This is a genomic window from Streptomyces sp. NPDC007971 (genome assembly GCF_042958635.1).
GTDB lineage: Bacteria > Actinomycetota > Actinomycetes > Streptomycetales > Streptomycetaceae > Streptomyces.
On the sequence record NZ_JBIBJK010000016.1, the window covers coordinates 162613 to 176025 of the forward strand.

A 13413-nucleotide genomic window follows, 5' to 3' on the forward strand; every position below is an offset into this window, starting at 1 on the left:
AAGGCCGGGCCCACACCGCACGCAGGCCGCGAGGAAGCCACGCAGAGGCCGCGGGGAAGCCTCGGCGCCCCGGCCCCGTGATCAGCCGCCCGGAAGCTCCAGGTCGCTCTTGTTCAGCTCCTCGATGTTCACGTCCTTGAACGTGAGGACGCGCACCTGCTTCACGAAGCGGGCCGGCCGGTACATGTCCCATACCCAGGCGTCCGCCATGGACACCTCAAAGAACACCTCACCCTGGACCGAGTGCACCTGCATCTCGTAGTCATTGGTGAGATAGAAGCGTCGCTCGGTCTCGATCACGTATTTGAACAGACCGACGACGTCTCGGTACTCCCGGTAGAGCTTGAGCTCCATCTCGGTCTCGTACTTTTCGAGGTCCTCGGCGCTCATGGCATGTTCCCCTTCAGCCGTGCGATCCCACCATTGTGCGCCAGTCCGACGAGCCCTCAGACGATTTCCGTGTCCAGGGTCACGGGCCTGGCGGGGGGACCTTCGTCGAGCAGCCTGCGCAGCAGCTCGGCGAGTCTGGTCGGATACACCGTCTCATGCGCCCGGGTCAGTTCCTGACACGTCCACCAGCGTGCTCCGGCGACGCTGCGCCGCTCCAGCTCGGTCAGGCCCGAGGGCGCCGTGGCCGTCTGGGCCGTACGGGCCAGGTAGTACCACTCGTCCTGGTCCCAGCGGCGGCCCGCGAACGGGAAGGAGCAGCGGCGACGCCACAGCACGGGGCCGAGTTCGACGTCGGTGATGCCGGTCTCCTCGGCGAGCTCCCTGAGCGCGGCCTCGGCGTGCGTCTCCGTACCCTCCAGGCCTCCGCCGGGGGTGAACCACCAGTCGTCGGCCGGATCGTCCGGTTCGTGGCCGTGCAACAGCAGGATGCGGTCCTCGGGGTCGAGCAGGATCACCCGGGCCACCTTGCGCAGGCCGCCCCGGTAGGTGTCCTCGCCCGTCCGCGTGGTCTCAGCGGGCACCGGCGGGCTCCGGGGTGCTGCGGGTGCGGGAGCGGCCCAGCCGCTTCGCGATCGGGCCGTACGCGCCGCCCACGAGGACCAGGACGCCACCGGCGGCGACCAGCAGCTCGATGGTCCGCAGCGGACCCGGCCGGGAGAGGGCTCCCAGGGCCTCGAAGCCGGTGGGGCGCTTGAGCATGCCGTTCATGGGCCAGACGACCGCGTCGACACGGGCGGAGACGGCGCCCCGGGACACCGTGCCCTTGGCGGCGTCGGTGAGATGGGCGGTGGAGTCCAGGGAGCCCTGGCGCTCGTCGCCGAGGAGGAAGAGCCGGTCCTTGGGGACGGTCACGCTCTGGAAGTTCTGGATCTCGGCCAGGCTGCCCGCGGGCAGGTACGGCTCGTCGATCTGCTTGCCGTTGACGGTGAGCTTGCCGTTCGTGCAGCAGGAGACCGTGTCGCCGCCGACCGCGACGACCCGCTTGACCACGTTGGCGTTGGTGACCCAGGTCTTGTCGCGGAAGACGACCACGTCACCGCGCCGGACGTCGCTGCCGTCGACGCGCTGGGCCAGCACCCGGTCGCCGACGTCGATCGTCGGGGTCATCGAGCTGGTGGGCACGGTGTACGGCCGGTAGATCAGTGCACCCCACACGAATCCGCCGAGGAACAGCACCAGGCCCAGGGCCACGGCCAGCCCGGACAGTCGCTGCCCGATCCGGCTGCCGCCGGCCTGTGCCGTGCCTGCGCCCGCGGTGCGCGGGGCCGTACGCGTCGTGCTCTCGCCGCTCATGGACCCGCACCCTACCCGGCGGTACCGGGCAGGGGCAGCCCCTCTTTCACGGCCTGGGCCACTGCTTACCGCTTCTTGGACTCCGGGCGGTCCGCCCGCCTGCGCCGCCGGGCCGCCAGCGGCAGCACCGGCAGGACCGCCGCGACGGCGACTCCTTCGGGGGCGACCGTCAGGGACGCGGCCGCGGAGGACTTCTGGTCCAGGCCCTGGTCGAAGGTGTCCGGGACGGGCAGCGTGCCCCAGCGGTTGATCGGCCAGGCCTTCACGATGGCGCGGCCGACGACCTTGTCGACGGGGACCATGCCGTGGTTCTTGTCGGACTGGTTGTAGCGGGAGTCACGGGAGTTCTGGCGGTGGTCGCCCATCACCCAGATGAAGCCCTTGGGGACCGTCACCTTGAACTGGCCGCCCTGGTCGTCCTGGGTGCACGGCGTGTTGCCGGGGTAGACGTACGGCTCGTTCAGCGCCTTGCCGTTGACCACGAGCGGGCCGGTGCCCTTGCACTGGACCGTGTCGCCGCCGACCCCGATGACCCGCTTGATCAGGTCCTTCTCCTCGGCGGACGGCATCAGGCCGATCCAGCTGAGCACCTTCTGCACCGGGTTCGGGGTGGGCGTCGGCTCGCCCGCCAGCCAGTCGTCCGGGTCGTGGAAGACGACGACCTCGCCGCGCTCGGGCTTGGAGCCGAACCACGGGGTCAGCTTGTCGACCAGGACGCGGTCACCCTGCTGAAGGGTGTTCTGCATCGAGTCGGACGGAATCGAGAACGCCTGCACCAGGAACGTCTTGATCAGCAGTGCCAGGACCAGCGCGATGACGACCAGGATCGGCAGCTCCTTCCAGAAGGAGCGCGGCTTCTTCGGCTGCCGGGTGTCCTCGCCCGTGTCCCCCGTTCCCTCTCCCTCCGCGCGGGGTTCCTGCCCGTCCTCGGGTGTCCCGTCGCCGCCCGCCGAGAAGTCGGAGTTCCCGGAGGTCACGGCGCCGTCCGCAGCGGGACCGCTCGCCTCCACGGGGTGCCCGCGGTGCTCCTCGCCGTCGTGTCCCGACCGTGCGCCAACCGCCACATCCCCCACGCCAACTCCTTACTCTCTGCCGCCGCCTGCCCCGGATGCGGTGCAGGCCCACCACTCCCATAACGAGCGGGAGTTCCGCAGGGATCGGGAGTCGGGTCGTTCCGTTCGGATCGTCGGGGGCAACCCTATGCGACGGCCGAGGGGCCGCGGTCGACCCCGACACGGTGTTCCCGACGCTTGCGAAGGTTTTAGGTTCATCCAGCATGGTCCAGTGGCCGAAGGGCCAGCCGATGGCCCGGGCCCGGCCGACCACCGAGTTCTCGGAGACCGTTCCGCCGTACGGGGTGTTCTGGTGGGCGCGGGAGTCCGCGGAGTCGTCCCGGTGGTCGCCCATCACCCACAGGCGTCCCTTGGGCACGGTGATGTCGAAGGGGGTCGAGGACGGGGCGTTCCCCGGATACAGGTAGTTCCCCTCGGTCAGCGGAGCGCCGTTCACGGTGACCCGGCCCTGCGCGTCACAGCACTTGACGTGGTCCCCGCCGACGCCGATGACCCGCTTGATGAGGTCCTTCTCGTTGTCCGAGGGCAGCAGGCCGATGAAGCTGAGGCCTTCCTTGACCTGCTTGACGCCGATGGGGTCGTTCTTCTTGGCGGTCTGCTCGTCGGCCAGCCAGCCGCCCGGGTCGTGGAAGACCACGACGTCCCCGCGCTGCGGCTTGGAGCCGAACCACGGGGTGAACTTGTCGACCAGGACACGGTCGCCGATCCGGATCGTCTGCTCCATGGAGCCCGAGGGGATCACGAAGGCCTGGACGAGGAAGGTCTTCAGGACCAGCGCTATGAGGACGGCGACACCGACGAGGAGCGGGATCTCCCGTACGGCCGACCGCCTGCGCTTGCGCTTCACCTTGCGCTGGAGCTTGCGCCGCTCCGCGCGCGTGCGGCCGCCGCTCGGCGCGGAGGTGCGGCGGGAGCCGGTGGGCAGCAGGTTGTCCGCGGGCGTGCTGGGCACCCCGCGCGGCTTGCCGCGGTTACCCATGCGCACCCTCCGGGGCCGGGACGCGCGCGTACGCGGAGGGCCGCGTCAGGTGCGTCCAGTGGGCGTACGGCCAGGCGATCCAGTCGGCCCGGCCGATGACGTCACCGACGGGGATCATGCCGCCGCCGGGTGAGCCGAGGTGGTCGCGGGAGTCGCTGGAGTCGCTGCGGTGGTCCCCGAGGACGAACAGACGGCCCGCGGGCACGACGACGTCGAAGGGGACGCTGGACGGGGTGTCCCCGGGATACAGGAACGCCGTCTCGTCGACCGGCCGGCCGTTCACCTTCAGCCTCCCCTCCTTGTCGCAGCAGACCACACGATCTCCCCCCACCCCTACAACGCGCTTGATGTAGTCGGCGTCCCCGAAATACCCGGTCCCGTCGAAGACAACCACGTCGCCGCGGCCCGGCCGGGCACCGAAACGGTACGCCAACTTATTTACGAGAACGCGGTCGCCGATCCTCAATCCCTGCTCCATCGATCCGCTGGGAATCTGGAACGGCTGGACGACGAAGGCGTTGAGGAGGAGCAGGAACGCCAGGCAGACGAAGAAGGTGAGGGTGATCCTGCCGCCCGGCAGCCACTCGGCGATCCGCGGCACCAACGCGAAACGCGACCGGCCCTCCCTGCCCGGAGCGGTACCGGGGTGGGACGAGCGGTCGCGTTCGGTCGGCTGTGCTTCGGTGTCCATCGGGGCAGGATGCTATCCCGCCCCGCTGTGACCTCCGCAGAGCGCTCAGTTCTCGCGCTTCTCCTTGATCTTCGCGGCCTTGCCGCGCAGGTCACGGAGGTAGTACAGCTTGGCGCGACGCACGTCACCGCGGGTGACGAGCTCGATCTTCTCGACGATCGGGGTGTGCACCGGGAAGGTGCGCTCGACGCCGACGGAGAACGAGACCTTGCGGACCGTGAAGGTCTCGCGGACACCGGAGCCCTGGCGGCGGATCACAACGCCCTTGAACTGCTGCACACGGGAGCGGTTGCCCTCGATGACGCGGACGTGGACGTTGACGGTGTCACCCGGGCGGAAGGCCGGGACGTCGCTGCGCAGCGACGCGGCGTCGACATTGTCGAGCAGGTGAGACATTTCGTCTGCTTTCTTCGCCGATGCCACAGGTCATCAACGGAAACTAGGTGTAAATGGGGTGTGCCGTGCGAGTCGGAACGGGCGTCGTGTCCCCCTGTGGCAGGGGCGCACGCCGGACGGACGCACAACAGCGGTCTATTCTTCCACGGCCTCGGTCCTGCGCCAAAATCGGCCGTACGGCTCGCCCGCCGGATCCGGGGCCCAGCCCAGGATGGAGAGCATCTCCCGGTCCTTCTTGTCGAAGGCCTCGGGGTCGCAGCGCTCGATCAGGTCGGGACGGTTGGCCGTCGTGCGCCGCAGGGCCTCGTCGCGGCGCCAGCGGGCGATCTTCCCGTGGTGGCCGCTGAGCAGCACCTCCGGGATGTCCCGGTCGCGCCACACGGGCGGCTTGGTGTAGACGGGGCCCTCCAGGAGGTTGGCCATCGCACCGGGCGCGAAGGAGTCGTCCCGGTGGGACTCCGCGTTGCCGAGGACGCCGGGCAGCAGCCGGGCGACCGCCTCCGTGATCACCAGTACGGCCGCCTCGCCGCCGGCGAGGACGTAGTCGCCGATGGACACCTCGTACACCGGCATCCGGGTGGCGTACTCGTCCATGACACGCCGGTCGATGCCCTCGTAGCGGGCCGGCGTGAAGATCAGCCAGGGGCGCTCGGAGAGTTCGACGGCCAGTTCCTGGGTGAAGGGACGGCCGCTCGGGGTGGGGACGATCAGCGCGGGGACCCGGGCGCCGGCCTCGTAGCCCTCGGCGAGCACCGTGTCCAGGGCGTCGCCCCACGGCTCCGTCTTCATGACCATGCCGGGGCCGCCGCCGTACGGCGTGTCGTCGACCGTGTTGTGCCGGTCGTACGTCCAGGTCCGCAGATCGTGCAGGTGGACGTCGAGCTGTCCGCGCGCACGCGCCTTGCCGACGAGGGAGACGTTCAGGGGGTCCAGGTACTCGGGGAAGATCGTGACGACGTCGAGCCTCATGCGCTGCTGTCTTCCCCGGACTCTTCCCCGGACTCTTCCTTGGGCTCTGCCCCGGACTTTTCCCTGGGCTCTCCCCCGGACTCGTCCCTGGACGAGGCGACCTCCGCGCGGTCGTCGATCAAACCCGGCGGGGGCGCGACGACCGCCCTCTGCTCCTGCAGGTCGATCTCGGTGACGATCTCCTCCACGAAGGGGATCATCACCTCGCTGCCGTCCGGGCGCTCCACGATGAAGAGGTCCTGGGAGGGCAGGTGCGAGATCTCCGTGATCCGGCCGACCTCCGTGCCGTCCTCGGTGACCACGTCGAGGTCGATGAGCTGGTGGTCGTAGTACTCGTCCTCGTCCTCGGGGAGTACCTCGGGGTCGATCTCGGCGATCAGCAGCGTGTTGCGCAGGGCCTCGGCGCCGTTGCGGTCGCCGACGCCCTCGAAGCGCAGGAGCAGGCGGCCGCTGTGCACACGGCCGGTGGCGATGGTGAGCGGCCCGGCGGAGGCCGGGTCGGTGGCCAGGACGGCGCCCGGGGCGAGCCTGAGCTCGGGCTCGTCGGTACGTACCTCGACGGTGACCTCGCCCTTGATGCCATGGGCGCGGCCGATCCGCGCGACTACCAGCTGCACGTGTACAGATCTCCTGTCATACGACTGCGGGCCGGGGACGGCCCAGTGGCCCTCCCCGGCCCGAGCCGGTTGCGATGAAGCGTCAGCGGACGTGGTCCACGTCGACGAGGTCGACGCGGACACCGCGGCCGCCGATGGCGCCCACGACGGTACGCAGAGCGCGCGCGGTACGACCGTTGCGGCCGATCACCTTGCCGAGGTCGTCGGGGTGGACCCGGACCTCCAGCACGCGCCCACGGCGCAGGTCGCGCGAGGCGACCTGCACATCGTCAGGGTTGTCGACGATGCCCTTCACGAGGTGCTCAAGCGCCTCTTCGAGCATGCTGCTCAGGCCTCGGTCGACTCGGACTCGGCAGCGGCCTCGTCCTTCTTCTCAGCCTTCTTCTTCTGGGTGATCGCCTCACCCTTGCCCTCGTCGTCACCGCCGAGAGCCTCGAACGTCGGACGCACGGCCTTCGGCTCGGCGACGAGCAGCGGCGCGGGAGCCGGCTCGCCCTTGAACTTCTGCCAGTCGCCGGTCTTCTTCAGGATGGCGAGGACGGGCTCGGTCGGCTGCGCGCCGACACCCAGCCAGTACGCCACACGGTCGGCGTCCACCTCGATGACCGACGGGTTGTAGGTCGGGTGGTACTTGCCGATCTCCTCGATGGCCCGGCCGTCACGGCGGGTACGGGAGTCGGCGATGACGATGCGGTAGTGAGGCGAACGGATCTTGCCCAGACGCTTCAGCTTGATCTTGACTGCCACGGGAGTGGGTTCTCCTGGATTTGACGTGGTTGGGCACGGCGAGAGAGCCGCGTGGGGTTGCGGTACCCGAGTGCCCGACGGACGCGTCAGCCGGAGGAGAGAGGGGTCCTGTGCGGCTGTCGAGTACAGCTAGCCATTGTGCCACACCCCGCGAGTCGCTTCCGGTCGAGGGGTGGACGGGCGTGGGCATGCCGAAGAGGCACCCGGCGCAGAGGTGAGGAAACGTCGGGTGCACGAGGCCCGGCGGGGGAGGCCGGGTACGGCTGCCACGAGCAGCCGTACCCCTAGCCCGCCGCCGCTCCCACGACCTCCGGGATGCGGAACGGCTTGCCACAGCCGCCGCACACGATGGGGGCCTGGGCCAGGACCGACGGAACCACCCGGACGTTGCGGCCGCAGTCGCAGACGGCCTTCACGCGTACGCCGCCGCCGGAGGAGCCGTGCCGGGCGGCCGGGCCCCGGAAGGTGCGGGAGGTGTCGGCGGAGGTGGCCACCGTGTGGGCCTTCAGGGCGCGCTGGAGACGCTCGATCGTCGGGCGGTAGCGCCGCTTGGCCTCGGGGTTGAGCGTGACCAGTGAGAAGCCGCTGCTGGGGTGCGGTTCCTCGGGGTGGTCCAGGCCCAGCTCCTCGGCGATCGCGAGGAACCTGCGGTTGTGATAGCGGCCGGCCCGGGAGGTGTCGCGTACACCTCGGGCGGCGGCGATGCCGTGGACTGCCTCATGGAGCAGCCGTTCGAAGGAGAGTTCGTGACCGCACGCGGACGACGACTCCCCGATCAGGGACTCTGGCGCGGCAAGGTCCGGCAGCTCGGGGTGGTACCGCTGAATGTCGGCCCACGCCTGTGCCAGCTCTGCGGCGAGAACAGGTGGTGTCTGTGTCGTGCTCACGTAATCACAACGAGCGGGGGTGCCGCTGTGTTCCTATTCCGGGCCATCCCAAATAATTTGCACGTACCCGTCAGTTGGCACTGATGCGTCCTGACGAGGGCGGGTGCGCTGATCTGCGGAGAAGCCTCACAGCTCACCACAAGCCGGTGCGTAGTCCCACGTACGGCACGGCACGTAGCCCCCGGTGCGGCAGTGGTCGGCGGAAGGCACAAGAGGCCTTTCGGCCGCTCTCGTGGATCGGGCCGCTGTCTCTCTCAGCGCCCGCGACGTCCGCGACGTTACCGGGTGCCTCACCGCGCCCCGGGCCGAGGCGGTCCCGGAGGTTGCCCGGATGTGAAATCTCGCCACAGTGGGCTGCCCTCGCCAAGCCGGGCGCCACGACCCCTGGACGGCATGGCGAGCCGGGAGTTACCTGACATACGTGGATGGTGCGAGCGCACGGCACGGGGGCCACGCAATCGGGCACAGCGACGAACTGTCGGCGGATTGGGGCGCTTACCTATGACACCTACGCTCGTGCGGGAACACCTGTCTCACGCGGGTTCCGTACCGGTCCGCGTGGACCAGAACGCACGCGCGCGTGACTGGTCCGAGATTCAGGAGCGGATGCTGGTCCCGCTCTACGAGGCCGTCTACGAGCGTCTTGAGGTGGGCCCGGCCACCCGGCTGCTCGGCCTGCGCTGCGGTACCGGGCTCGCCCTGCTGATGGCGGCCTCCAGAAGGGCCGCGGTCACGGGCGTCGACACCTGTCCCGAACGGCTCGCCCTCGCCCGCGAGCGCCTGCTGCCGGACTCCGCGCGCGCCACGCGCGCGCGTGCGGCCGCGACGCTCGTCGACGGCTCGCCCGCCGACGCGGCCGGCGCGCTGACGCCCGCGTACACCGTGGTGACCGTCTTCGAGCCGGTCGGCTGCCTGGCGGGCGACGCGGAGGGGCTCGACGAGCTGCTGGCCCAGGCGCTGCCGTCGGCCGGGCGCGGAGCGGCCGTGGTGCTGGCCGGATGGGGTCCGCCGGAGCGCTGCGCCACCTCGTCGGTCCTCAGGGTGGCGACGAAACTGGCCGATCCCCTGGGCAGCGCGGGCAGCTGGCGGCCGTCCCGCCGCGACGACCTGGAGGAGGTCGCCCAGCGGGCCGGGCTGAAGCCGGACGGCTCGGGTCGGGTGGCCTGCCCGTTCGGCTACGCCGACCTCGACAGCGCCGTACGCGGTCTGCTGTCGACGGGCCTGTTCGACGCGGCGATCGCGGCGACCGACCGCAAGCAGGTGGACAAGGAGCTCGCGGAGGCGCTGCACCCGCACCGCCGCCCCGACGGCACCGTGTGGATGCCGAACGTGTTCCGCTATCTGATCGCCCGCGTGCGCTGATTCGCCGGAGGCGTGGTGCCCGTGGGGTGGCCTCGGTGGGTGCGTCGTCCTCGGGGGCGTCGTCCGGGGGTGCCTCGTCGCAGGTGCTTTGCCTGCGGGTGCCTCGCGCAGGAGCCTCGCCTGCAGATCACTCGTTCGCGGGTGCGCCGTCCGCAGAAGCTTCGTCCGCGGGTGCGTCGTGGCTGGTCGCGCAGTTCCCCGCGCCCCTTTGGGGCGCGTGGATCGGGGCGCGTGGATCGGGGTGCGTAGGGGGGCTCAGGGCTCGGTTTCCTTGGTCAGGCGAGTAATTCCCGCGATGCGGTAGGCGTCCGCCTCCTCCAGGGTCTCGTTCTCCAGGAGCGCCTCGGCCAGGGCGTCCAGTTGGCCGCGGTGGTCGCGGAGCTTGCGCAGGGCCTCCTCGTAGCAGCCGTCGACGATGCGGCGCATCTCGCCGTCGATCACGTCGAGGGTGTGCGGGGCGGCCGACAGCCCGTAGGCCTGCTGGGCGTCGCTCGGGAGAGCGGAGAGCCGGCCGACGCGTTCGCTCATGCCCCAGCGGGCCACCATCCCGCGCGCGATGTTGGTGACCTGTTCGAGGTCGTTCTCCGCGCCCGTGGTGACCACTCCGTAGACGACGTCCTCGGCCGCCATGCCGCCCAGGGCGCCGATGATGCGGCCGCGCAGGTACTCCTCCGAGTGCGCGTACCGCTCCACCTCCGGCGTGGACATCGTCACGCCGAGCGCGCGGCCGCGGGGCACGATGGTGATCTTGCGGACGGGGTCGGCGCCGGGCTGCAGCATGCCGAGCAGGGCGTGGCCGCTCTCGTGGAACGCGGTGCGGCGGCGGTCCTCCTCGGGCATCACCAGCGTGCGCTCGGCGCCCAGCTGGACCTTCTCCAGCGCCTCGGACAGGTCCGAGCCGGTCACCTCGGACTGCTTGCGCTTGACCGCGAGGAGGGCGGCCTCGTTGGCGAGATTGGCCAGATCCGCACCCGTCATGCCCGGGGTCACCCGCGCCAGCTGGGTCAGGTCGACGTCGGAGGCGAGCGGGATCTCCCGGGTGTGGATGCGCAGGATCGACTCCCGCCCGCCGCGGTCCGGCGGGGCCACCGTCACCACCCGGTCGAAGCGGCCGGGCCGGGTCAGTGCCGGGTCCAGGATGTCCGCGCGGTTCGTCGCGGCGATGACGATCACGCCCTCCGAGCCCGAGAAGCCGTCCATCTCGGTGAGGATCTGGTTCAGCGTCTGCTCGCGCTCGTCGTGGCCGCTCATCGAGGCACCGCCGCCGCGCATCCGCCCGATGGTGTCGATCTCGTCGATGAAGATGATCGACGGCGCCACCTTGCGGGCCTCGGCGAACAGCTCACGGACGCGGGAGGCGCCGACGCCGACGATCATCTCGATGAACTCGGACGCCGAGGCCGAGAAGAAGGGCACACCGGCCTCGCCCGCCACCGCTCGGGCGAGCAGGGTCTTGCCGGTGCCGGGCGGCCCGGCGAGCAGCACCCCGCGCGGGAGCTTCGCGCCCATCCGGCGGTAGGCGTCGGGGTTCTCCAGGAAGTCGACGACGTCGTCCAGTTCGCCCTTGACCTCGTCGATACCGGCCACGTCCGCGAACGTCGTGCGCTCGGTCCCGGGCCGCAGCTCGACCGGTTTCGGCGGCGCCTTGCGGCCGAACATGCCGCCGGCGCCACCCAGGCCCGAGCCGATCCGCCGCGCGAAGAAGATCCACACCGCTACCAGGAGCACGATCGGGATCAGTGAGATCAGCAGATTGGACAGGAAGCCGCGCTCCTGCACGACCGGCCGGGCGGTCACCGTGACCCCGTGGCTGCTCAGGTTCTGCCACAGCTTGTCGTCCGCGAAGGCCGGGCGCTGCGTCTTGAACTTGGTGTACGAGCCACCGCCCTCGGGATTGGCCCGGGCGCTCTTCAGCTCGCCCTGGATCGCATCGCCCTTGGAGTAGATCTTGGCGACGTTGCCGTCGCCGACCTCCTTGCTGAACTCGGTGTACGAGACCGTCGGCTCGTTGCCCTGGCCGAGGTAGTTCAGCCCGACGTAGGCGAGCAGGAAGACGATCACCGCGGTGACGAGCAGGCCCCACCATTTGCCGCCCCTGAGTCCACCACCGGGCCGCCGGGGCGACTCGTCCGGGGTGCCCTCGGCGCGCCACGGCTGGTCAGGGGCCTTGCGTGGGGGCGCCGCATTGCTCATATCTGGACGTTACGGCACATGACGGCGCATGGCACATGCTGAGGGCGCCTCCCCGGCGGAGAGGCGCCCTGGGTGACGTTCGGCTTCGGTGGGCGTCAGCCCCTGCGCCGGGCCTTTCGGGTCTTTCGTCAGCCCATGAACTTCTTGAACTCGTCGGGCAGCTCGAAGTCCTGGCCGCCCTGCTGCGGCAGCCCGAAGGCACCGCCCTGCGCGGCCGCCTCGCGGCGCTGCGCCTCCTCCAGCTCCTGCTGCTTGCGCTTCATCGGGTTGCCGGAGCGCTGCTTGCCCTTGGCCTTCTTGGGCTGCTTCTTGGTGCGGCCGGGGCCGCCGCCCATGCCCGGGATCCCCGGCATGCCGGGCATGCCGCCGCCCTGGGCCATGCGGGACATCATCTTGCGGGCCTCGAAGAACCGCTCCACGAGGTTCTTCACGGCGCTGACCTCGACGCCGGAACCCTTGGCGATACGCGCACGGCGGGAGCCGTTGATGATCGTCGGCTCCTGGCGCTCGCCCGGGGTCATCGACTTGATGATCGCGGCGGTGCGGTCGACGTCCCGCTCGTCCAGGTTCTGGATCTGGTCCTTGATCTGGCCCATGCCCGGGAGCATGCCGAGGAGCTTGGAGATGGAGCCCATCTTGCGGACCTGCTCCATCTGGGAGAGGAAGTCGTCGAGGGTGAAGTCCTGGCCCTTCTTGGACGCCAGCTTCGAGGCCATCTTGGCGGCCTCTTCCTGGCTGAAGGTCTTCTCCGCCTGCTCGATCAGGGTGAGCAGGTCACCCATGTCGAGGATGCGGGAGGCCATCCGGTCCGGGTGGAACGCGTCGAAGTCGTCCAGCTTCTCGCCGTTCGACGCGAACATGATCGGCTTGCCGGTGATCTGGCGGATCGACAGGGCCGCACCACCGCGGGCGTCACCGTCGAGCTTGGAGAGCACCACGCCGTCGAAGCCGACGCCGTCGCGGAAGGCCTCGGCCGTGTTGACGGCGTCCTGACCGATCATCGCGTCGACGACGAACAGGATCTCGTCCGGGGAGACGGCGTCGCGGATGTCCGCGGCCTGCTGCATCATCTCCTGGTCGATGCCCAGGCGGCCGGCGGTGTCCACGATCACGATGTCGTGGACCTTGGACTTCGCGAAGTCGATGGAGTCCTTGGCGACCTTCACCGGGTCGCCGACGCCGTTGCCCGGCTCCGGGGCGTAGACCGCGACACCGGCGCGCTCGGCGACGACGCTCAGCTGGTTGACGGCGTTCGGGCGCTGGAGGTCACAGGCGACCAGCAGCGGCGAGTGGCCCTGCTCCCCCAGCCACCGGGCGAGCTTGCCCGCGAGGGTGGTCTTACCGGCACCCTGCAGACCCGCCAGCATGATCACGGTCGGGGGCTGCTTGGCGAAGCGCAGGCGCCGGGTCTCGCCACCGAGGATGGTGACGAGCTCGTCGTTGACGATCTTCAGGACCTGCTGGGCCGGGTTCAGCGCCTTGGAGACCTCGGCACCGAGCGCACGTTCCTTGACGTTCTTGATGAACGTGCGCACGACAGGGAGCGCCACGTCCGCCTCGAGGAGCGCGATGCGGATCTCACGTGCGGTGGCGTCGATGTCCGCCTCGGAGAGCCGTCCCTTGCCGCGCAGGTTCTTGAAAGTCGCTGACAGGCGATCGGAGAGAGTGTCGAACACGGCGCTCGCGGTCCTCGGGGTCGGGGATGGCTTCAGGGAATCGCCCTCCAGGGTATCCCGGCGGTGAACCCACCGGGGCA

General features: G+C 70.1%; 14 protein-coding genes and 1 pseudogene. 1 reads left to right on the top strand and 14 read right to left on the bottom strand.

Annotation, left to right across the window (positions count from 1 at the left end):
• Positions 1-81: 81 nt before the first annotated feature.
• From ACFZCP_RS30840 to ACFZCP_RS30895, 12 genes and pseudogenes are all read right to left on the bottom strand, one after another.
• Positions 82-390: a DUF2469 domain-containing protein gene (locus tag ACFZCP_RS30840; protein WP_003965949.1), complete on the bottom strand. Its 309-nt coding sequence runs from the start codon at positions 388-390 to the stop codon at positions 82-84.
• A gap of 56 nt (positions 391-446) precedes the next feature.
• Complete coding sequence (locus tag ACFZCP_RS30845; RefSeq protein ID WP_362691049.1) at positions 447-971, bottom strand: NUDIX hydrolase; 525 nt, start codon at positions 969-971, stop codon at positions 447-449.
• The gene (gene lepB / locus ACFZCP_RS30850) at positions 961-1743 is read right to left on the bottom strand and encodes a signal peptidase I (RefSeq protein WP_391433218.1); all 783 of its coding nucleotides are present in this window, start codon (positions 1741-1743) and stop codon (positions 961-963) included. Before lepB (ACFZCP_RS30850) ends, ACFZCP_RS30845 begins: the two co-directional genes overlap by 11 nt.
• Before the next feature lie 65 nt (positions 1744-1808).
• The gene (gene lepB, locus ACFZCP_RS30855; protein ID WP_391433221.1) at positions 1809-2816 is read right to left on the bottom strand and encodes a signal peptidase I; all 1008 of its coding nucleotides are present in this window, start codon (positions 2814-2816) and stop codon (positions 1809-1811) included.
• Positions 2707-3795 (bottom strand): annotated as a pseudogene (lepB, locus tag ACFZCP_RS30860) (signal peptidase I); the annotation flags it as partial. The pseudogene lepB (ACFZCP_RS30860) and the gene lepB (ACFZCP_RS30855), both read right to left, overlap by 110 nt.
• Positions 3788-4486, bottom strand: coding sequence for a signal peptidase I (lepB, locus tag ACFZCP_RS30865; protein ID WP_391433224.1), 699 nt, complete (start codon positions 4484-4486; stop codon positions 3788-3790). The pseudogene lepB (ACFZCP_RS30860) and the gene lepB (ACFZCP_RS30865), both read right to left, overlap by 8 nt.
• Positions 4487-4531: 45 nt before the next feature.
• Positions 4532-4882, bottom strand: coding sequence for a 50S ribosomal protein L19 (rplS, locus tag ACFZCP_RS30870; protein ID WP_362691061.1), 351 nt, complete (start codon positions 4880-4882; stop codon positions 4532-4534).
• Positions 4883-5017: 135 nt separating this feature from the next.
• A complete protein-coding gene (trmD, locus tag ACFZCP_RS30875) occupies positions 5018-5851 on the bottom strand; it encodes a tRNA (guanosine(37)-N1)-methyltransferase TrmD (RefSeq protein ID WP_391433229.1) in 834 nt (277 codons plus the stop codon).
• Positions 5848-6468 carry a ribosome maturation factor RimM gene (gene rimM / locus ACFZCP_RS30880; protein ID WP_391433232.1) on the bottom strand — a complete coding sequence of 207 codons (621 nt, stop codon included), beginning with the start codon at positions 6466-6468 and terminating at the stop codon, positions 5848-5850. The genes trmD and rimM overlap by 4 nt, the downstream gene beginning before the upstream one ends.
• An 82-nt stretch (positions 6469-6550) precedes the next feature.
• Positions 6551-6790, bottom strand: a complete 240-nt coding sequence (locus ACFZCP_RS30885) for an RNA-binding protein (RefSeq protein WP_005479813.1) — start codon at positions 6788-6790, stop codon at positions 6551-6553.
• Positions 6791-6795: 5 nt separating this feature from the next.
• Positions 6796-7215: a 30S ribosomal protein S16 gene (gene rpsP, locus ACFZCP_RS30890; RefSeq protein WP_391433235.1), complete on the bottom strand. Its 420-nt coding sequence runs from the start codon at positions 7213-7215 to the stop codon at positions 6796-6798.
• A gap of 284 nt (positions 7216-7499) precedes the next feature.
• Positions 7500-8102: a hypothetical protein gene (locus ACFZCP_RS30895; protein WP_116146747.1), complete on the bottom strand. Its 603-nt coding sequence runs from the start codon at positions 8100-8102 to the stop codon at positions 7500-7502.
• 558 nt (positions 8103-8660) lie between these two features.
• Here ACFZCP_RS30895 and ACFZCP_RS30900 point away from each other — a divergent pair.
• A complete protein-coding gene (locus tag ACFZCP_RS30900; protein ID WP_391433238.1) occupies positions 8661-9464 on the top strand; it encodes an SAM-dependent methyltransferase in 804 nt (267 codons plus the stop codon).
• A gap of 255 nt (positions 9465-9719) precedes the next feature.
• Here ACFZCP_RS30900 and ftsH read toward each other — a convergent pair whose 3' ends face one another.
• Positions 9720-11657 carry an ATP-dependent zinc metalloprotease FtsH gene (gene ftsH / locus ACFZCP_RS30905; protein ID WP_391433241.1) on the bottom strand — a complete coding sequence of 646 codons (1938 nt, stop codon included), beginning with the start codon at positions 11655-11657 and terminating at the stop codon, positions 9720-9722.
• 128 nt (positions 11658-11785) lie between these two features.
• Positions 11786-13333 (bottom strand): signal recognition particle protein, encoded by a 1548-nt coding sequence (gene ffh, locus ACFZCP_RS30910; protein ID WP_391433244.1) that lies wholly within the window; start codon positions 13331-13333, stop codon positions 11786-11788.
• Positions 13334-13413 lie beyond the last annotated feature (80 nt).

Coding starts and splice junctions, on each gene's coding strand:
- ACFZCP_RS30840 (WP_003965949.1), bottom strand. CDS start 390: ATGAGCGCCGAGGACCTCGAAAAGTACGAGACCGAGATGGAGCTCAAG.
- lepB (WP_391433218.1), bottom strand. CDS start 1,743: ATGAGCGGCGAGAGCACGACGCGTACGGCCCCGCGCACCGCGGGCGCA.
- lepB (WP_391433224.1), bottom strand. CDS start 4,486: ATGGACACCGAAGCACAGCCGACCGAACGCGACCGCTCGTCCCACCCC.
- rplS (WP_362691061.1), bottom strand. CDS start 4,882: ATGTCTCACCTGCTCGACAATGTCGACGCCGCGTCGCTGCGCAGCGAC.
- trmD (WP_391433229.1), bottom strand. CDS start 5,851: ATGAGGCTCGACGTCGTCACGATCTTCCCCGAGTACCTGGACCCCCTG.
- ACFZCP_RS30885 (WP_005479813.1), bottom strand. CDS start 6,790: ATGCTCGAAGAGGCGCTTGAGCACCTCGTGAAGGGCATCGTCGACAAC.
- ftsH (WP_391433241.1), bottom strand. CDS start 11,657: ATGAGCAATGCGGCGCCCCCACGCAAGGCCCCTGACCAGCCGTGGCGC.